Origin of the sequence: Glutamicibacter sp. NPDC127525, from assembly GCF_042672105.1 — a bacterium.
Lineage (GTDB): Bacteria > Actinomycetota > Actinomycetes > Actinomycetales > Micrococcaceae > Glutamicibacter.
The window spans coordinates 32,418-49,126 of the sequence record NZ_JBHXVN010000003.1 but is presented as its reverse complement, the minus strand read 5'-3'; the positions used below and the strand labels follow the sequence as shown (position 1 = coordinate 49,126).

Below are 16,709 nucleotides of genomic sequence, written 5' to 3'. Positions count from 1 at the left end.
GAATGTTTGATGAACCAACCGAAACTGAACGCGCCACGTCGCAAAGTGGGGCCCACCCGCACTATTCTGGAAAGCGAAGTACTTCTAAGGAGACCATGACTAACTCCGAGTCACACGAGCACGATTCGGCATCTATGGATGATGCCCAGATCCAGGCCGCCATCGATCGAATCCTCGCAGCCGACGATGCGCAGAGCCCGCAGGTCCAGCACTTCGGCGAAGAAGAGAGTTCCATCTTCGCCGGGCAAGCCTCTGCACTGAACCGTTTTTCCTCCGGCCTCACCCATTTCGACGGGGACCAGGAAGATTTGGACGACCGCCGTGCGCTGCGCCGCGTCGCAGGCCTGTCCACGGAACTGGAAGACGTCACCGAAGTCGAGTACCGCCAGCTGCGCCTGGAACGCGTCGTGCTGGCTGGCATCTGGAGCGACGGGACCGTCACCGACGCCGAGAATTCCCTGCGTGAGCTCGCCGCTTTGGCAGAGACCGCCGGCTCGGAGGTCCTGGACGGGCTGGTGCAGCGCCGCAGCAAGCCGGACCCATCGACTTTCCTCGGCTCGGGCAAGGCTGAAGAGCTGCGCGGAATTGTTGCTTCCACTGGCGCCGATACCGTGGTTGTCGATGCAGAGCTGGCTCCTTCGCAGCGTCGCGCCTTGGAGGATATCGTCAAGGTCAAGGTGATCGACCGCACCAGCCTGATCCTGGATATCTTTGCGCAGCATGCCCAGTCGCGAGAGGGCAAGGCGCAGGTTGAACTGGCCCAGCTCGAATACCTGCTGCCGCGCCTTCGCGGTTGGGGAGAATCGATGTCCCGCCAGGCCGGTGGCCGCGTTGGTGCCGCCGGTGGCGGTATCGGTTCGCGTGGACCGGGTGAAACCAAGATTGAAATGGACCGCCGCCGCATTCGCGACCGCATGGCGAAGCTGCGCCGCGAGATCAAGGCCATGAAGCCTGCGCGCGAAGCCAAGCGTGCCAACCGCAAGCGCAATGAGGTTCCGGCCGTAGCCATTGCCGGCTACACCAACGCTGGCAAGTCATCGCTGCTTAACCGACTGACCAACGCCGGTGTGCTGGTGGAGAACGCGCTGTTCGCTACCCTGGACCCGACCGTTCGCCAATCGGCGACCGAAGACGGGCTGACCTACACCCTGGCCGATACCGTGGGATTCGTTTCCAACCTTCCGACCCAGCTGGTGGAAGCCTTCCGTTCCACTTTGGAGGAAATCGCCGATTCGGATCTCATCCTGCACGTCGTTGACGGGTCCCATCCGGATCCCGAAGGGCAGATCCAGGCCGTGCGCACCGTGCTCGGCGAAGTCGACGCGTTGAACATCCCAGAGATCATCGTGGTGAATAAGGCTGATGTGGCTGATCCGTTCGTTATCGAACGCATCCGCAACAAGGAATCCAACACTGTGGTTGTCTCTGCGCATACCGGTGAAGGCATCCAGGAGCTGCTGGAAAAGATCAGTTCCTCGATTCCACGCCCCGGAGTCCAGCTTGAGGTACTCATTCCCTACAACCGGGGGGATTTGATCGCCAAGCTGCACCAGAGCGAATCCGAGATCCTGGAAAGCGAACACCTGGAGGAGGGCACCCGGCTGATCGTCAAGGTGCGCGATTCCTTTGCTGCAGAGTTGGAGACCTTCAACCTTCATGGATAAGCAAGAGCAGGCCCTGGGGCTCCTGGAGGCCGCGGTCACTTCCATGGGCGGCGCCATGCGCACCGGCCAGCAGGAAATGGTCAAGCACGTGGTCAGCGCGTTGGAAGACGAAAAGCATTTGCTGGTGCAGGCCGGTACCGGAACGGGCAAGTCCATGGGCTACCTGATTCCGGCACTGGCCCACGCGCAAACCAGCGCCAAGCCAGTGATCGTCTCCACCGCGACATTGGCGCTGCAATCGCAGATTGTCGGCCGTGACGTACCGCGATTACTCGACTCGCTCAAGGGCAAGCTCTCGCGCCCGATGGATGTCGCGCTGCTCAAGGGGCGCTCGAACTACCTGTGCCAGTACAAGCTCGGCGGCGGATACCCGGATGACGAAGGCACTCTTTTTTCCATGGACGAGCCGGCAATACCTGCCGGCACCACTTACTCGCCGCTGGCTAGCGAAGTATTGAAACTGCGTGAATGGGCCGAAGAGACCGACACGGGTGACCGCGATGAACTGGTGCCCGGGGTTAGTGACAAGGCTTGGAAGCAGGTCTCGGTTTCGGCCATGGAGTGCCTCGGCTCGCAGAAGTGCCCGATGGCGGACGAATGCTTCTCGGAAATGGCGCGTGCCCGTGCCGCCGAGTCCGACGTGGTCATTACGAACCATGCGTTGCTGGCGGTTTCGGCCTTCGAGGGGCTTTCGGTTCTCCCGGACTTCGAAGTCGCGATCATCGATGAGGCCCACGAACTGCAAGATCGCGTGACCAGCTCGGTTTCGGGCGCGCTCTCCTCGCGCATGGTGCTTACCGCCGCTGGCGGTGCCAAGCGCCATTGCGGTATCAATGCGGATGAGATGGTCAAGGCCGCAAACCGCCTGGAAAAGTCGTTGACCGGGTTGCCGACAGGCTTGCTGGAACATGGTCTGCGCGAAGACATGGGCATTGCCCTGAACGACATCGTGGAGCAGGCCCGGCTGGCTCTGGCGCTGTCCAAGCCCGAAGCCAATGCACCGGCCGATGGCGGCCGCCAGACTGCCCGCTCCCAGCTGCAGGCAGTGATGGATGATGCGATTCGCATGCTCGAATCCGAAGAACGCCGCGAGGTCCTGTACACCACCCGTCCGCGGGAGTTTGTCGAAGGCCGGGGCTACGTCGAGGCCGATGAGAGCCAGCCTGCAACCTTGAACGTGGCACCGTTGTCGGTGGCCGGCAAGTTGCGCGAGGGCCTCTTCGACGGGCGCACGGTCGTATTGACCAGCGCCACCTTGGCCATTGGCTCGCAGTTCGACTCGGTAGCAGGCTCCTTGGGCCTGATGGGCGCCGGCGCTCCATCATGGACCGGCGTAGATGTTGGCAGCCCTTTCGATTACCCCAAGCAGGGCATCCTCTACGTGGCCAAGCACCTGCCCAAGCCAGGACGCCAACTGGCGGCGGAGACGCTGGATGAGATCGAGGATCTCATCAAGGCCTCCGGTGGCGGCGCCTTGGCGCTGTTCACTTCCAAGCGTTCCGCCGAGGAAGCGGCAAGCATCTTGCGCGAGCGCCTGGACGTGGAAATCTTGTGCCAGGGTGAAGCCAGCATGAAGTCGCTGGTCGAACAGTTCAGCAGCGAACGCGACACCTGCCTGTTTGGAACCATGACCTTGTGGCAGGGCGTGGACGTGCCAGGCGATTCTTGCCGGCTGGTCATCATCGACAAGATTCCTTTCCCGCGCCCGGATGATCCTATCTCCAAGGCCCGTTCCGAGGACGTGGCCAAGCATGGCGGAAATGGCTTCATGCAGGTTGCCGCCACCCATGCGGCGATTCGCCTGGCCCAGGGTGCTGGGCGCTTGATTCGTTCGGTCGGGGATAAGGGCGTTGTGGCGATCCTTGATTCGCGCATGGCCACGGCGCGGTATGGCAGCTTCTTGAAAGCTACCCTGCCTCCGATGTGGCCGACTGTCGATAAGAAGGTCATCACTGGTGTTCTCAAGCGATTGAACCCGGGCGGGAAATAGCCGCAACCAGAATATGAACTTGAGCTGTCCTTCGGGACAGCTCAAGTTCTTTAACCGGTACCAGCATGATGCTTCCAGATGCACTAAGGTCTGTGACAAGAACTGATGAAGCTCGAATCGGAAGGCACCATGGAGTCCATGCAGGATTTGGCGCACCAAGCCGCGATCGACACCCACCAGCGGTTCGGGCATCGCCTCATGGGGTTGCCCGGAACGTGGATTGGACAGAGCTACAGCAGAGCGCATCGGTTGCGCGACGGAAGCATGCTCAGCAATCTCAATGGTTTCGCGCACCCGCTTGCGGAGTGGAACTATTGGTGGCAGGCGCACTATCTGGATGCCATCATCGATGAGGGCCGATCGTACTGGGACGAAGGCAACGAACACCGGGCGCGCGAAGCGCTTGCCCGGGCCAACGGCCTATTGCGCGGCATTCGAATTCGAAACTTCGGGATCTTGCCCAACTACTTCTTCGACGACATGGCTTGGCTTGCCCTGGCCAGCGGCCGCCTGTCAAAGTTCACGCAGCTGGCGACGGGGCACAAGAGCCGTCCTGCCGAGGCGGCAGTTCGGACGCTGGGACGGCAGCTCCATGCCGGCATGGATGGGGTGCTGGACGGCGGCCTGTACTGGTCCAGAAAGCGGGATTTCAAGAACACGCCAGCCAACGCGCCGGCGGCACTGTTCTTTGCCCGTACCGGGGAGAAAGAGACCGCGCGAGAGCTTCTCCAGTGGCTGGAAAAGAATCTGTTCAGCGTGGAGCGAGGACTGTATCTGGACGGACTTCGGTTGACCACGCAGGGACACGCCGTGGAACCAGCGGTCTACACCTATAACCAGGGCCTGGTGCTCGGGGCATTGCTTGAGCTTGGCGAGCCTGCTGATCTGGCTCACGCTAAAGTACTGATCGATGCCACCACGAAATCGCTGTCAACTGCTGCCGGGGTCCTCTCGTTCAACAGCGGGGGAGACGGCAACCTGTTCGCGGGGATACTCTGCCGATATCTGGCCCTCGCCGGTAATGATGTCCGCTTGGAAGCCCGGAGCCGGGAGCAGGCCAGGAGGCTGGTCATGGCAACGGCGCGCCATCTGGCTGACCAGGAACCACGCCGGCTTTCGGCGGCAATCCAACGCTGGATGATCTTCTCGGCGGCCGCTCAATTCGAGTTGAACGCCGGCCAATAGCGGGTTAAACGAGAATTGCGCTGGTGCCAAGCACCAGCGCAATGACCGTACGTATTCTAGAGCGAGCGCATCACCGAGACGACGCGTCCCATGATCGTTGCGGCATCACCCAAAATTGGTTCGTAGCGCGAGTTCTGCGGAAGCAGCCAGATATGCCCGTCACGCTGCCGGAAAGTCTTTACCGTGGCTTCTTCATCGAGCAGGGCAGCTACGATGTCGCCGTTGTCCGCCGTCTGCTGGCGGCGGACAACTACCCAGTCGCCATCGCAAATCGCAGCGTCAACCATTGAATCGCCGGAAACCTTGAGCATGAACAGTTCGCCGTGGCCTACGAGCTGACGAGGCAACGAGAAAACATCTTCGACGGACTGTTCGGCAAGGATCGGACCGCCGGCAGCGATACGGCCAACCAGGGGAACCATGGTGGTGTCAGCGGAAGTGCTCAATTCAATGATCTTGGCGTCTTCGCTGGCATCTGGCTCGACCGGCTTCGAAACTTCGGCCTTCTCGGCGTCTTCGGCCAGCTGCAGAGGCAGCAGGATTTCCATTGCGCGCGGACGGCGTGGATCTCGACGGATATAGCCGAGCTTTTCCAGCTGGCTCAGCTGGTGGGTGACGCTCGAAAGGCTCTTGAGCCCCACTGCGTCACCAATCTCACGCATCGATGGTGGATAACCGTTCTTGCCGATTGACCGCTGGATCGTCTCCAGGATCTTCTTTTGGCGAATCGTCAGCGAACGTGCATTCGATCGGGGAGTGCGTTGTGAAGCTGACATGAGATTTTGCCTTCCCTAGCAATCATTCGAAAGTTCGTAAGCCCAAACTGTCGGCGCTAGATGGTGAGATGTTTTCATTGCTCGTCTACTTCGAAATCTTAGTAGATAAGCGAGCTTCTTTCAAAGATTTGTTCGAAAACTTCTGGACAAGTTCCGCAAACCTCTGTTAGAACAGATATACGAGGTTCGAACAAGTTTTCGAATCTGCGCTTTCGAATACAAATTCGCATCACTTGAATTTCTTGAGGAGACAAAGTCATGGCAACCGTCGCACTTGACTCAAATCAGACCCAGGCACCACTGAAGATCCGCATCAACCGTCGCGGATGGGCCGTGCTTGTGGGTATGCCCATTTTCGCACTCACCATCGCCGCAGCTTTCTTCATCTCCATGTTTGCCTCTGACGCGCATGCCGCAGCCGATACTCCTGTTGGAGTCGGAACCGTTGATGTCACCGTTATTCCAGGGGATACGCTGTGGAGCCTGGCCCGGGATTACGCCACCGGTTACGAAGTCACCTCGGCAGTGGGCCACATCGCCGAACTCAATGCCCTGACCGGCAGCGAAATCCAGGTTGGCGAAACCTTGTCGATTCCGGTCCTTGCCGGCTAGCTTCCCCAGCCTGCTTCGAGTTTGTTACCTGTGGCCGTAGCGGATTCACCGGCAGGCGCGCTGCGCACGTAGACTTGATGCGTGAATGACCGCAGTGAACTTTTGAGGCAGCTGCCCTTGCGTGAGAATCTCCGCGGGCTATCCCCTTATGGCGCACCACAAATTGACGTGCCCATCCAGCTGAACGTCAACGAGAACACCCATCCGTTGCCACCGACAGTCGTCGATGCCATTGCACAAGAGGTGGCCAAGGCGGCGGCAACGTTGAACCGGTATCCGGACCGCGAGTTCACCGAGCTTCGCGAACTCCTAGCCGATTACCTCGGCCACTCGCTCACCAAGGACAATATCTGGGCCGCTAACGGTTCCAATGAAATCCTGCAGCAAATCCTGCAAGCCTTTGGCGGCCCCGGCCGTGCCGTGATGAGCTTCGGCCCAACCTACTCCATGTACCCGCTGCTTGCCAGTGGTACTGACACGAAATATATCGCCGGTGAACGCGCCGCAGATTTCACGTTGTCCGCCGATTCCGCAGCCGCACAGGTTCGCGAGCACAAGCCGAACATCGTTTTCCTCTGCTCTCCGAATAACCCCACCGGCACGGCCCTTGGCCTGGACGTCATCACCGCGGTATATGAAGCCATGAGCGAGCATAACGGCATGGTGATCGTGGATGAGGCGTACGCCGAGTTCTCCTTGGCCAGCACCACCTCGGCGCTGAGCCTGCTCGAAGGCCGCCAGCGGCTGATTGTCTCGCGCACCATGTCCAAGGCTTTCGGCCTGGCCGGTGCGCGCGTAGGCTACCTGGCCGCTGCGCCAGAAGTCACCGATGCCATCCGCTTGGTGCGACTGCCGTACCACCTGTCGGCAGTGACCCAGGCAACCGCCATCGCGGCCTTGAAGAACATCGAGTTGCTGTTGGCCCAGGTCGAGGACATCAAGTCCCAGCGGGACCGCATCGTCGCGCGCCTGAAGGAACTTGGCCTCAAGCCATCGGTCTCCGACTCCAACTTCGTCTTCTTCGGTGGCGTCGAAGACCCCCACAAGATTTGGGAAGGCCTGTTGGAAGCCGGCATCATCATCCGCGACAATGGAATCCCGGGAACCTTGCGTGTTACGGCAGGAACCGAATCGGAAACCACAGCCTTCTTGGAACGACTTGCCGAACTGCTCGGCTCGCAGAAGTAATCAAAGACAAGCGAAGGAAGACATGTCTGCCGAATTGATTGGCGCACGTCGCGCCCGCATGGAACGCGTGACCAGCGAATCGTCAGTATTCGTTGAACTGGACCTCGATGGCACCGGTGTCTCTGAGATCAGCACCTCGGTGCCGTTCTACGACCACATGCTGACTGCGCTATCCAAGCATTCGCTCATCGATCTCACCGTGCGTGCCACCGGCGATACCCACATCGACGTTCACCACACCGTCGAGGACACCGCGATCACCATTGGAGAAGTACTGCGCGTGGCACTGGGCAACAAGGCCGGCATCCGCCGCTTCGGCACCTCCTACGCTCCACTGGACGAAGCTCTGTCCCGTTCGGTAGTCGATGTGTCGGGCCGGCCATACCTCGTGCACTCCGGCGAGCCTGCGGGCCAGGAATACCACCTGATCGGTGGTCACTTCACCGGTTCGATGACCCGTCACGTCTTCGAAGCCATCACTTTCCACGCACAGATCTGTGCTCACATCGAGGTGCTCTCGGGTCGCGACCCGCACCACATCGTTGAAGCGCAGTTCAAGTCCTTCGCGCGCGCATTGCGCGAAGCGGTAGAGCGCGATGAGCGCATGGGCGACAAGATCCCATCCACGAAGGGTGCACTGTAAGTGGAAAAGAAAACAGTAGTTGTCCTGGATTATGGTTCCGGCAACGTCCGCTCCGCTGTGCGCGCTTTGGAAGCCGCCGGCGCCGAAGTGGAACTGACCGCAGATCCGAAGAAGATCGTGGCCGCCGACGGCCTGGTAGTCCCCGGTGTTGGCGCCTACGCCTCGGTCATGGAGCAGCTGGCCAAAACCGGTTCCCTGCGCTGGATCGGTCGCCGCATTGCCGGGGGCCTGCCGGTTTTGGGTATCTGCGTGGGACACCAGGTCTTCTTTGAAGAAGGCGTGGAACACGGTGTGAAAACCGAAGGCATTGGCGAATGGCCGGGCAAGGTTGAACGCCTGCAGTCAGATGTCATCCCGCACATGGGCTGGAACACGGTACGCCCGCCGGAGGGATCCAAGCTGTTCGCCGGCATCGAGGGTGAACGATTCTACTTCGTGCACTCCTATGCTGTTCAGAAGTGGGAATTCGACGTAACGCAGCCAGCGATGACCCCGCCACAGGTGACCTGGTCGACGCACGGAACGCCCTTCGTGGCCGCCGTCGAGAACGGCCCGCTATCGGCAGTGCAGTTCCACCCGGAGAAGTCCGGGGACGCTGGAGCGCAACTGCTTCGCAATTGGTTGGGGACGCTCTAGGCATGTGGACCCTTATTCTGGGCGTTGTCGGGGCCTTCCTGATTGGCGGAGCCATTTCGCTGAAGAGCCAGAAGGCCCATATCTCATGGATCATCGCGCTGTGGGTACTTGCAGGCCTGAGCCTGATCGCAGCCTGGTCCTTGACCTACTAATCACATTACTTCTTCACTAAGGACATCATGAGCGAGCAACCAATCCTCGAACTTTTGCCTGCAGTAGATATCGCTGGCGGACAGGCAGTGCGCCTGGTCCAGGGCGAAGCCGGTTCCGAGACCGGATACGGCGACCCGCTGGAAGCTGCGCTCTCCTGGCAGAATGCCGGCGCTGAATGGCTGCACCTGGTCGACCTGGACGCAGCCTTTGACCGTGGCAGCAATGTTGAGATTGTCCAGCGCATTGCCAAGGAACTGGATATCAAGGTCGAGCTCTCCGGCGGTATCCGCGATGACGCTTCACTTGACCGGGCCCTGGAATTCGGTGCTACCCGCGTCAACCTCGGAACCGCCGCGCTGGAGAACCCGGAATGGACCAAGCAGGCCATTGCCCGCCACGGTGACAAGATCGCCGTGGGCATGGACGTGCGCGGAACCACCTTGTCCGGCCACGGCTGGACCAAGGACGGAGGCGACCTGTGGGATGTTCTGGCCCGCCTCGAAGATGCCGGATGCGCCCGTTACGTCGTCACCGACGTGACCAAGGACGGCACCCTGCGCGGACCGAACGTTGAATTATTGCGCGAAATCGCTGCCAAGACCAGCAAGCCGATTGTCGCCTCGGGCGGCATCTCCTCGCTCGAAGACCTCCGGGTCTTGCGCGAGCTGGTTCCAGAAGGCATCGAAGGAGCCATCATGGGCAAGGCGCTGTACTCGGGCCAATTCACCTTGCAAGAAGCGCTCGATGTAGCAGGTCGCCGCTAGGCCCCATGCTGCAGCAGGGAAAGACGATTCAGAAGCTCGCGCTTTTGAATCGTCTTTTTTTATTCGTGAAAGCGGATCCCGGTCTTTCCCTCCTCGGGCCCGCGACTGCGCGCAGGTGCTGGGAAAGAAATCTGAAATCATCGGATAGGGGTGTCCAAGCTCATGACTGCAGTTTTGAAACTTCCCTCCAACAACCCCGAAACCACCGATAGCATGGAGCTATGAGTACCGAGCAACCTGAATCTGCACCCAAACGCCACCTGCCGGGACATATTGTCGCTGCACTGGCGCAGGCAGGCTCTAGCACCGACTCTGCCGGTCAGGACTGGGAAGGCCGGGACCTGAGCGGTGAAGGCAACCCCCTGCATAATTTCGACAAGGACGACGGCAAGGCCGACGCCAACGTCGTTGCCGCACTGGCGGCCTTGCGCGATGGCAGCGCAGGGGAGGGCGAGGTGCATAAATCCTTGTCCGAGGCACGCGTTTTCGTTGCGGTGGTAGCCCAGCTCGGCGAAGAAGCCATGACGGAACACGGCTTCGCATCCGACAAGGAAGCCGATATGGCGCTGGTGAAAATCAAGGCTCCAGATGGCCGCATGGCCCTGCCGATCTTCACGACCGTCGAACGATTGCAGGCTTGGCACAAGGAAGCTCGACCAGTGGCGGTTTACGCCCCGCGGGCGGCCCTCTCGGCAGTCAGCGAGGAATGCCAGCTGCTGGTACTCGATCCCGGAAGCGAATTCACCTTCGTGCTTCGACGACCGGGGGTCTGGAACCTGGCCAAGCAGATCGACTGGATTCCGAGTTATCAGAACCAGCAGATCGCCAACCTGGTGCAGGATGCAACCGAAGGCTTTGGCCAGTTGCAGACCGTCAAGGTTGCCCCGGGCAGGGGAGTCGGCTCACGCAGCAAGGACGGGCAAGTGGTCCTTGGCGGAGGTCCCGGACCGGAACTGAACTTGCAGTTTGTTTTTGCTCCCGGAACGAGCGAGAACGACGCTCGCGAGACGACTCGCGCAATCCACGGACGTTTGTCCCAAAACACCGAATTCGCTGAAGCAGTGGATTCCCTCGAACTCAGTTTGCACAGCGCGCCGAACTAAACCGGCGGGCTCCTTTCGACCAGACAAGGAACTTTCCGGGCATGAAAAGCTATTGGCAGATTTTGCGTCAACCGCAGATCTCACTTTTGTTGCTGATTGGCATGATTGCCCGACTTCCGCACTCCGCATTGAGCATGCTGCTGCTCCTGCATCTGGTGAACAACCTCGGCCAATCCTGGGTTTCGGCCGGTCTGGTCACGGCCGTCATGACCTTGGGCATCGCCATTGGCGCCCCGTGGCGCGGTGCCCGCGTAGATGTCTGGGGATTGCGCCGCGCGATGATCCCATCGGTGATCGTCGAAACACTCGTCTGGTGCACGGTGCCGCATGTTCCACTGGCCTGGGTGTACCCGCTGGCCTTCATCGGCGGACTCTTCGCGCTACCGGTCTTCTCAGTGGTGCGTACCGCGCTGGGCATCATGACCACCGGCGAACAACGCCGTACCGCCTTCGCCTTGGATGCCACCGCCACCGAACTGGTGTTCATCGTCGGACCTGCAAGCGCCGGCATTGTCGCCACCCAGATCAGCAGCGTCATTGGATTGAGCGTCATCGGCGTGACCTCGACGGTTGCCGGGTTGGCGCTGATGATCCTGAATCCGCCAACGCGCAGCGATGATCCCAAGGCGATCGCCTCGCGGGCCAACGTGCACGAGGAACGCTTGGGGGCGGAGGCCAGCTTCATTGCGGCCGCGCCGATGGGTGTACCCGAAGTCGAGGGCGAGCTGATCGCAGCCGGCATGAAGTCTGCCCGCGCCCGCATCAAGCAGCGTGGCCGCAACTTCAAGAACCGTTTCAACTGGGTCAGCGCTTCGGTCCTGGCAGTATTCATTGCCGCGGCCGGAGCAGGCATGCTGCTCACCGGCACAGAAGTGGCCATCGTGGCCGAATTGGACGCGTCGGCGCAGAGCCACCAGCTGGGTCTGGTGTTCTTCTTCTGGTGCGGAGCTTCGCTGGTCGGCGGCCTGATCTACGGGTCGATGAAGCGGGTTATTTCTCCACTGGTGCTGCTGCTGAGCATGGCCGTGCTGACGATCCCCATGTACTTCGCGTGGGATACCTGGTCATTGGCGCTGTTCTCCGCACTCCCCGGCTTCCTGTGCGCGCCGACGCTGTCGGCGGCCTCTGAGTGGCTCACCGATTTGGTGGCCGAAAAGCGTCGCGGCGAAGCCATGGGCTGGTATGGCTCCGCGATGACCGCTGGCACCGCGTTGGGATCGCCGATCACCGGCATATTCGTCGACAACCTCGGACCCGCCCCGGCCTTCCTTGGCATCGGCGCCATGGCTGCAGTGGTCGTGGTGATTGCCTTGATTGCGCAGCAGATCCGCCGCCGCGTTCGCCGCGCCCGCCGCCGTCGCCTGGAAACGATCGCCTAGGCTGGTGGAGCTGCCCTGAGCCGCGAGTACATGTACATGTCCCTGCGTGCGGTGCCCACCTGTTCCCAGCTGCGCAGCAAGCCTTCACGCTGGAAGCCGCACGCTTCAGCGGCCCGCCACGACCCCTCGTTCCACGGCTCCACGTAGAGCTCGATCCGGTCGATTCCCGGATGCTCCAATGCCCAGGCGCCGAGCGCTGCCAACGCGTGCTTGGCAATGCCGCGCCTGCGGTGCTCCGGTGCGATCCAGTATCCGATGCTGGCCCTGCCGTGGTCGGCATTGCGCAGCCACAAGCCGATTTGCCCAACGGCACGATCCGTGGCCGTTTCGGCTATGGCAAACGAATACCCGCTGCCCTCGGCCACCCGGCGGTGCTGGCGCGCGATGAATGCCGCATAGCCGGCTTCAGTTCCTTGCGCCGGGACCGTGGTGATTTGCGTAATGTAGGGGTCCGTGGAGGCCTGCCTCACGGCAGGAATGTCGCTGGGCTGGAAGGGGCGGAGCCGGAAAGCACCGGCGTCGATCACTGGTTGTTCGAGCATCTGCATGATTCCAACCTAGCTTGGTGATCCAAACAACAAATGGACCCGTTTCCCTGGGGAAACGAGTCCATGATGTTAATCTCTTAAAATTCAGCCAATATTACCTAGTTGACCGGTCCGGTGAACTTCTCGCCCGGGCCCTTGCCTGGTGCATCCGGGATGATTGAAGCTTCGCGGAAGGCCAGCTGCAGGCTGCGCAGGCCGTCACGCAAAGGCGCTGCGTGCTGCGAGCCGATCTCGGGCGCACCGGCGGTGACTAGGCCTGCCAGTGCGGTGATCAGCTTGCGGGCCTCATCGAGATCCTTCAGCTCATTGGCATCTTCGCCCTCTGCAAGTCCGCACTTGACTGCTGCTGCACTCATCAGGTGGACGGCGGCCGTGGTGATGATTTCAACGGCTGCAACTTCTGCGATATCGCGCACCTGCTGGTCGACAGCGTGCTGGTGCGAGTTGGTGTCTTCGTTAGTCATACTGCTAAGCTTGTCACAGACCGACTCGATGCCGGTACTTCTCGCAGTTCTCCAGCTAGCACTGGATGAGGGATTCGTACTAGTATTGAGCCATGCAAGTGGAGGCCAACTCCCACCCGCTGTCGCCGTTTCCAGGCTTCCGGGTATTTCGGCAGGATTGCAGCAATGCATTCCCCAAGCGCTTACGCAGGAGCAATCCCGTGTTCGGCTTTGTCGTTCTTTTTGGCCTTCGCCTGCAATCGCAGACGGGGGCCTTCTTTGTTTGCGGTCATGGATTACGAATTTCAGGAGTGACACATCAGCGATCCACGCATTAATGAGCGCATTCGCGTGCCAGAGGTACGTCTCGTCGGCCCTAATGGCGAGCAGGTAGGCATCGTCCGTATCGAGGACGCGCTTCGTCTTGCTCTCGAGTCCGATCTGGACTTGGTCGAGGTGGCACCCAGCGCCAAGCCTCCAGTGTGCAAATTGATGGATTTCGGCAAGTACAAGTACGAAGCCGCTGTCAAGGCTCGCGAAGCTCGTAAGAACCAGACCAACACGGTCTTGAAGGAAGTCCGCTTCCGCCTGAAGATCGACACCCACGACTACGAGACCAAGGTCGGCCACGCACTGCGCTTCCTGGGCGCCGGCGACAAGGTCAAGGCCATGATCCAGTTCCGTGGTCGTGAGCAGCAGCGTCCAGAGATGGGCATTCGCTTGCTTGAAAAGTTTGCAGCAGACGTCGCCGAAGTTGGAATCATTGAATCCAGCCCGCGCATCGATGGCCGAAACATGGTCATGGTTGTTGGTCCGCTGAAGAACAAGGCAGAGGCTCGCCGCGAACAGCAGCAGAAGTCGGGTGGCCGCAGCGCGGCCAAGCGCAAGATCCGCACCGACGCTCCGGCTGAGACCGAGGGCCAGAATGTCGCAGCTTCCATGGATGATGAAGCCCGCGCCAAGTTGGAGCAGGCACGTCAGGCAGCTGAAGGCGACGCCTAGCCAAGCCTGTTGGGCTTTCGAGCCCGTCACCGTTCACGGTGAAGGATCTTCTTCCGGGAAGGTCCAACTACAAGAGAACAACAGCGGTCACCTTTATCGGGGCCCGCTTCGGATGATCCCCACCCGGTGCTTTACCGGGTGGAGCACGTAAGGAGAACGGCAGCTATGCCGAAGTTCAAGACTCACAGTGGCGCCAAGAAGCGCTTCAAGCTCACCGGTAGCGGTAAGCTCGCTCGCCAGCAGGCCAACCGTCGCCACTACCTGGAGCACAAGTCCTCGCGCGTTACCCGTCGCCTGGCTTCTGACCAGATCGTCGCTAAGGCCGATGTAAAGACCATCAAGCGGATGCTGGGCCTCTAAGCTCTCCCTTTCGCAATACGGGGAAGCAATACCCCACCACCCATAGATTTCACCCATCCCGCAAAATCGCGGGCACTGGGGAACTGACTTGAAGGAGTACACACGTGGCACGTGTGAAGCGGGCAGTAAACGCCCACAAGAAGCGTCGCGTCGTTCTGGAACGCGCAAAGGGTTACCGCGGTCAGCGTTCGCGCCTGTACCGTAAGGCCAAGGAGCAGCTGCTCCACTCGTTCGTTTACAGCTTCAACGACCGCCGTAAGCGCAAGGGCGACTTCCGCCGCCTGTGGATCCAGCGCATCAACGCTGCATCCCGCGCCAACGGCATGACCTACAACCGTCTGATCCAGGGCCTGAAGGCTGCTCAGATCGAGGTTGACCGTCGTATGCTCGCAGAGCTGGCTGTTTCGGACTCGAACGCTTTCGCTACCCTGGTAAAGCTTGCCAAGGATGCACTTCCAGCTGACGTCAACGCCCCAAAGGCTGCCGCTGCTGAGGTTGCTGCACCCAAGGCTGCCAAGGCTCCAAAGGCTGCTGCCAAGTCCGTCGAGGGCGAAGGCGTAGTCAAGGCCGTTGAAGGCGAAGACGCACCTGAGGGCTTCATCATCAAGGGCAACGCTGGCTCGAACAAGTACCACGTTCCAGGCTCGACCTGGTACGACCAGACCGAAGCCGAGTTCTGGTTCAACTCCATCGAAGCTGCCAAGGCTGCAGGCTTCGAACCAGCTGGCGGCGAATCCCGTCAGCAGATGAAGTAAATCTCTTCTCCCTTTGAGCTGAGGCTCAGGTAGGACAGATCACACCGAAGGGTGGGTCCCGCGCACAGCGCGGACCCGCCCTTTGCGTGTTTCTACCGGTATTCTCGAGACATGAGCAGTTTTCCTCCAGAAGTGATGTCCAATCCACGCGCCGAACGAGTCAAGGCCATCGCGCGTCTGGCCAGGAGCAAGGGACGCGAAGCCACCGGCGAATACCTCGTCGAGGGCCCGCAGGCGGTACGAGAAGCACTCAAGGCCCATCTGGAGGACGATAACCTGGTCCAGGGCGTCTATGTTGTCGGCGGCTTTCTCGAGAGCCACGAAGAATTCGTGCAGCTGCTCGATAGCGCCAAGGTCCCAACCCGCATCGTCACCGGCGAAGTGCTGCACGCCATGGCTGACACCCAGACCCCGCAGGGCATCCTTGCCGTCGTCGCCATGTCCCAGCCGCAGCTGAGCGAGGTGCTGGACACCAAGCCGAAGCTGATCGCCGTGCTCTGCCGCATCCAGGACCCGGGCAATGCCGGCACCATCCTGCGTGCCGCCGATGCCGCCGGAGCCGATGCGGTGATCCTGACCAAGGGCAGCGTGGATATCTACAACCCGAAGGCCGTGCGCTCCACCGCCGGCTCGCTGTTCCACGTACCGGTGCTGAACAACATCGAATTCGACCACCTGGTCGCCGCCGCGAAGACCACCGGAAGCCAGATCCTGGCCGCCGACGGCTATGCGGCGCACAACCTGGACACCCTGCAGGATGCCGCCGTGCTGCGTGCAAGCCAGCCAGGCACCGAAGCGCCAGAAGGACAGCCGGTGCTGGAAGCGCCAACCCTGTGGCTGTTCGGCAATGAAGGCCAGGGGCTGGAGGAGCACGAGAAGGACGCCGCCGACTACCGCGTGGCCGTGCCGCTCTACGGTGTTGCCGAATCCCTGAACGTGGGTACCGCATCCACCGTCTGCCTGTACGCTTCGGCCCGCGCCCAGCGCTCAGCGAATCGGAGCGCACTGGACTCCCATGGCAGCTGAACTCAAGCAAATTGTTGCCGTGGCCATCGTCGATGACCTGGCCCGGCCCACCAGGCTCCTGGCCGCGCGCCGCAACCGCCCTCAAGCCCTTGCCGGGCTCTGGGAATTCCCCGGTGGAAAAGTCGAACCCGGCGAGAGCGAAGTCCAGGCCGTGCACCGCGAGCTGCGCGAGGAACTCGGGGTGCAGATGCGTCTTGGCGCGCCCATCCCAGGCCCGCATCCCCAAGGGTGGCAGCTGAACGAGAAGGCCGCCATGCGCATGTGGTTCGCCCAGATCACCGAGGGCGAGCCAGCGACCCTGGACGGGCATGACCAGCTGGCCTGGCTGGAACTCGATGACTCGCTGTCCGCCGTCGTCCCGTGGATTCCGGCCGATGCGCCGATCGTGGCGGCATGCCTGGCCCAGGCACGTGCCGGGGCGCAGCACTAAACACCCGTAAGCTTGTTACCGCGCCAACTTCTGGCACTGTGCCTATAGCCGA

General features: G+C 61.0%; 19 protein-coding genes. 16 read left to right on the top strand and 3 right to left on the bottom strand.

All coding sequences use genetic code 11. The annotated features are described in order from the left end of the window. The first annotated feature begins 2 nt into the window (after positions 1–2). The 3 genes from hflX to ACFVHU_RS08245 all read left to right on the top strand — a co-directional run bounded on the left by hflX (position 3) and on the right by ACFVHU_RS08245 (position 4,839). Complete coding sequence (gene hflX / locus ACFVHU_RS08255; RefSeq protein WP_388023879.1) at positions 3–1,664, top strand: GTPase HflX; 1,662 nt, start codon at positions 3–5, stop codon at positions 1,662–1,664. Next, complete coding sequence (locus ACFVHU_RS08250) at positions 1,657–3,654, top strand: ATP-dependent DNA helicase (protein WP_388023877.1); 1,998 nt, start codon at positions 1,657–1,659, stop codon at positions 3,652–3,654. The genes hflX and ACFVHU_RS08250 overlap by 8 nt, the downstream gene beginning before the upstream one ends. 105 nt (positions 3,655–3,759) lie before the next feature. After that, positions 3,760–4,839 carry a glycoside hydrolase family 76 protein gene (locus tag ACFVHU_RS08245; RefSeq protein ID WP_388023874.1) on the top strand — a complete coding sequence of 360 codons (1,080 nt, stop codon included), beginning with the start codon at positions 3,760–3,762 and terminating at the stop codon, positions 4,837–4,839. Between the two features lie 56 nt (positions 4,840–4,895). Here the strand turns inward: ACFVHU_RS08245 and lexA are convergent, their stop codons facing one another. After that, the gene (lexA, locus tag ACFVHU_RS08240; RefSeq protein WP_388023871.1) at positions 4,896–5,615 is read right to left on the bottom strand and encodes a transcriptional repressor LexA; all 720 of its coding nucleotides are present in this window, start codon (positions 5,613–5,615) and stop codon (positions 4,896–4,898) included. Between the two features lie 258 nt (positions 5,616–5,873). On the opposite strand from lexA, the gene ACFVHU_RS08235 reads away from it, so the two are divergent. The 8 genes from ACFVHU_RS08235 (at position 5,874) to ACFVHU_RS08200 (ending at position 12,093) form a co-directional block, all read left to right on the top strand. After that, entirely contained in the window at positions 5,874–6,227 is a 354-nt protein-coding gene (locus tag ACFVHU_RS08235) for a LysM peptidoglycan-binding domain-containing protein (RefSeq protein ID WP_388023869.1), read from the top strand. 81 nt (positions 6,228–6,308) lie between these two features. Continuing rightward, entirely contained in the window at positions 6,309–7,415 is a 1,107-nt protein-coding gene (locus tag ACFVHU_RS08230; RefSeq protein ID WP_388023867.1) for a histidinol-phosphate transaminase, read from the top strand. A gap of 22 nt (positions 7,416–7,437) precedes the next feature. After that, positions 7,438–8,058 (top strand): imidazoleglycerol-phosphate dehydratase HisB, encoded by a 621-nt coding sequence (gene hisB / locus ACFVHU_RS08225; protein ID WP_013348471.1) that lies wholly within the window; start codon positions 7,438–7,440, stop codon positions 8,056–8,058. After that, on the top strand, positions 8,059–8,694 hold the full coding sequence (gene hisH, locus ACFVHU_RS08220) for an imidazole glycerol phosphate synthase subunit HisH (RefSeq protein WP_105658154.1): 636 nt from the start codon (positions 8,059–8,061) through the stop codon (positions 8,692–8,694). Positions 8,695–8,696: 2 nt separating this feature from the next. Next, a complete protein-coding gene (locus ACFVHU_RS08215; protein WP_166650645.1) occupies positions 8,697–8,846 on the top strand; it encodes a hypothetical protein in 150 nt (49 codons plus the stop codon). 27 nt (positions 8,847–8,873) lie between these two features. Beyond that, entirely contained in the window at positions 8,874–9,611 is a 738-nt protein-coding gene (priA, locus tag ACFVHU_RS08210) for a bifunctional 1-(5-phosphoribosyl)-5-((5-phosphoribosylamino)methylideneamino)imidazole-4-carboxamide isomerase/phosphoribosylanthranilate isomerase PriA (protein WP_105658153.1), read from the top strand. Positions 9,612–9,832: 221 nt separating this feature from the next. Further along, entirely contained in the window at positions 9,833–10,714 is an 882-nt protein-coding gene (locus ACFVHU_RS08205; protein ID WP_105658152.1) for an SseB family protein, read from the top strand. A gap of 41 nt (positions 10,715–10,755) precedes the next feature. Continuing rightward, entirely contained in the window at positions 10,756–12,093 is a 1,338-nt protein-coding gene (locus ACFVHU_RS08200; RefSeq protein ID WP_388023862.1) for an MFS transporter, read from the top strand. Here the strand turns inward: ACFVHU_RS08200 and ACFVHU_RS08195 are convergent. Beyond that, on the bottom strand, positions 12,090–12,635 hold the full coding sequence (locus tag ACFVHU_RS08195; protein WP_388023859.1) for a GNAT family N-acetyltransferase: 546 nt from the start codon (positions 12,633–12,635) through the stop codon (positions 12,090–12,092). The two genes, ACFVHU_RS08200 and ACFVHU_RS08195, sit on opposite strands and share 4 nt — an antisense overlap. 104 nt (positions 12,636–12,739) lie before the next feature. Beyond that, complete coding sequence (locus ACFVHU_RS08190; protein WP_013348478.1) at positions 12,740–13,105, bottom strand: DUF1844 domain-containing protein; 366 nt, start codon at positions 13,103–13,105, stop codon at positions 12,740–12,742. Between the two features lie 330 nt (positions 13,106–13,435). Between ACFVHU_RS08190 and infC the strand changes: the two genes are divergently transcribed. The 5 genes from infC (at position 13,436) to ACFVHU_RS08165 (ending at position 16,657) form a co-directional block, all read left to right on the top strand. Then, entirely contained in the window at positions 13,436–14,086 is a 651-nt protein-coding gene (infC, locus tag ACFVHU_RS08185) for a translation initiation factor IF-3 (RefSeq protein ID WP_388023856.1), read from the top strand. 165 nt (positions 14,087–14,251) lie between these two features. Next, the gene (gene rpmI / locus ACFVHU_RS08180; protein ID WP_013348480.1) at positions 14,252–14,446 is read left to right on the top strand and encodes a 50S ribosomal protein L35; all 195 of its coding nucleotides are present in this window, start codon (positions 14,252–14,254) and stop codon (positions 14,444–14,446) included. 104 nt (positions 14,447–14,550) lie between these two features. Then, the gene (rplT, locus tag ACFVHU_RS08175) at positions 14,551–15,201 is read left to right on the top strand and encodes a 50S ribosomal protein L20 (RefSeq protein WP_105658148.1); all 651 of its coding nucleotides are present in this window, start codon (positions 14,551–14,553) and stop codon (positions 15,199–15,201) included. A gap of 111 nt (positions 15,202–15,312) precedes the next feature. Further along, positions 15,313–16,227 (top strand): TrmH family RNA methyltransferase, encoded by a 915-nt coding sequence (locus ACFVHU_RS08170; protein ID WP_388023852.1) that lies wholly within the window; start codon positions 15,313–15,315, stop codon positions 16,225–16,227. After that, the gene (locus ACFVHU_RS08165; protein ID WP_105658146.1) at positions 16,217–16,657 is read left to right on the top strand and encodes a (deoxy)nucleoside triphosphate pyrophosphohydrolase; all 441 of its coding nucleotides are present in this window, start codon (positions 16,217–16,219) and stop codon (positions 16,655–16,657) included. Before ACFVHU_RS08170 ends, ACFVHU_RS08165 begins: the two co-directional genes overlap by 11 nt. The last annotated feature ends 52 nt before the right edge of the window (positions 16,658–16,709 follow it).

What these genes read in the sequence shown, in the direction of transcription:
- priA (WP_105658153.1), top strand. Translation starts at nt 8,874, where the DNA reads ATGAGCGAGCAACCAATCCTCGAACTTTTGCCTGCAGTAGATATCGCT.
- hisB (WP_013348471.1), top strand. Translation starts at nt 7,438, where the DNA reads ATGTCTGCCGAATTGATTGGCGCACGTCGCGCCCGCATGGAACGCGTG.
- ACFVHU_RS08165 (WP_105658146.1), top strand. Translation starts at nt 16,217, where the DNA reads ATGGCAGCTGAACTCAAGCAAATTGTTGCCGTGGCCATCGTCGATGAC.
- ACFVHU_RS08235 (WP_388023869.1), top strand. Translation starts at nt 5,874, where the DNA reads ATGGCAACCGTCGCACTTGACTCAAATCAGACCCAGGCACCACTGAAG.
- hflX (WP_388023879.1), top strand. Translation starts at nt 3, where the DNA reads ATGTTTGATGAACCAACCGAAACTGAACGCGCCACGTCGCAAAGTGGG.
- ACFVHU_RS08205 (WP_105658152.1), top strand. Translation starts at nt 9,833, where the DNA reads ATGAGTACCGAGCAACCTGAATCTGCACCCAAACGCCACCTGCCGGGA.
- ACFVHU_RS08170 (WP_388023852.1), top strand. Translation starts at nt 15,313, where the DNA reads ATGAGCAGTTTTCCTCCAGAAGTGATGTCCAATCCACGCGCCGAACGA.
- lexA (WP_388023871.1), bottom strand. Translation starts at nt 5,615, where the DNA reads ATGTCAGCTTCACAACGCACTCCCCGATCGAATGCACGTTCGCTGACG.
- ACFVHU_RS08245 (WP_388023874.1), top strand. Translation starts at nt 3,760, where the DNA reads ATGAAGCTCGAATCGGAAGGCACCATGGAGTCCATGCAGGATTTGGCG.
- rpmI (WP_013348480.1), top strand. Translation starts at nt 14,252, where the DNA reads ATGCCGAAGTTCAAGACTCACAGTGGCGCCAAGAAGCGCTTCAAGCTC.
- ACFVHU_RS08190 (WP_013348478.1), bottom strand. Translation starts at nt 13,105, where the DNA reads ATGACTAACGAAGACACCAACTCGCACCAGCACGCTGTCGACCAGCAG.
- ACFVHU_RS08195 (WP_388023859.1), bottom strand. Translation starts at nt 12,635, where the DNA reads ATGCTCGAACAACCAGTGATCGACGCCGGTGCTTTCCGGCTCCGCCCC.
- ACFVHU_RS08200 (WP_388023862.1), top strand. Translation starts at nt 10,756, where the DNA reads ATGAAAAGCTATTGGCAGATTTTGCGTCAACCGCAGATCTCACTTTTG.
- ACFVHU_RS08215 (WP_166650645.1), top strand. Translation starts at nt 8,697, where the DNA reads ATGTGGACCCTTATTCTGGGCGTTGTCGGGGCCTTCCTGATTGGCGGA.
- ACFVHU_RS08250 (WP_388023877.1), top strand. Translation starts at nt 1,657, where the DNA reads ATGGATAAGCAAGAGCAGGCCCTGGGGCTCCTGGAGGCCGCGGTCACT.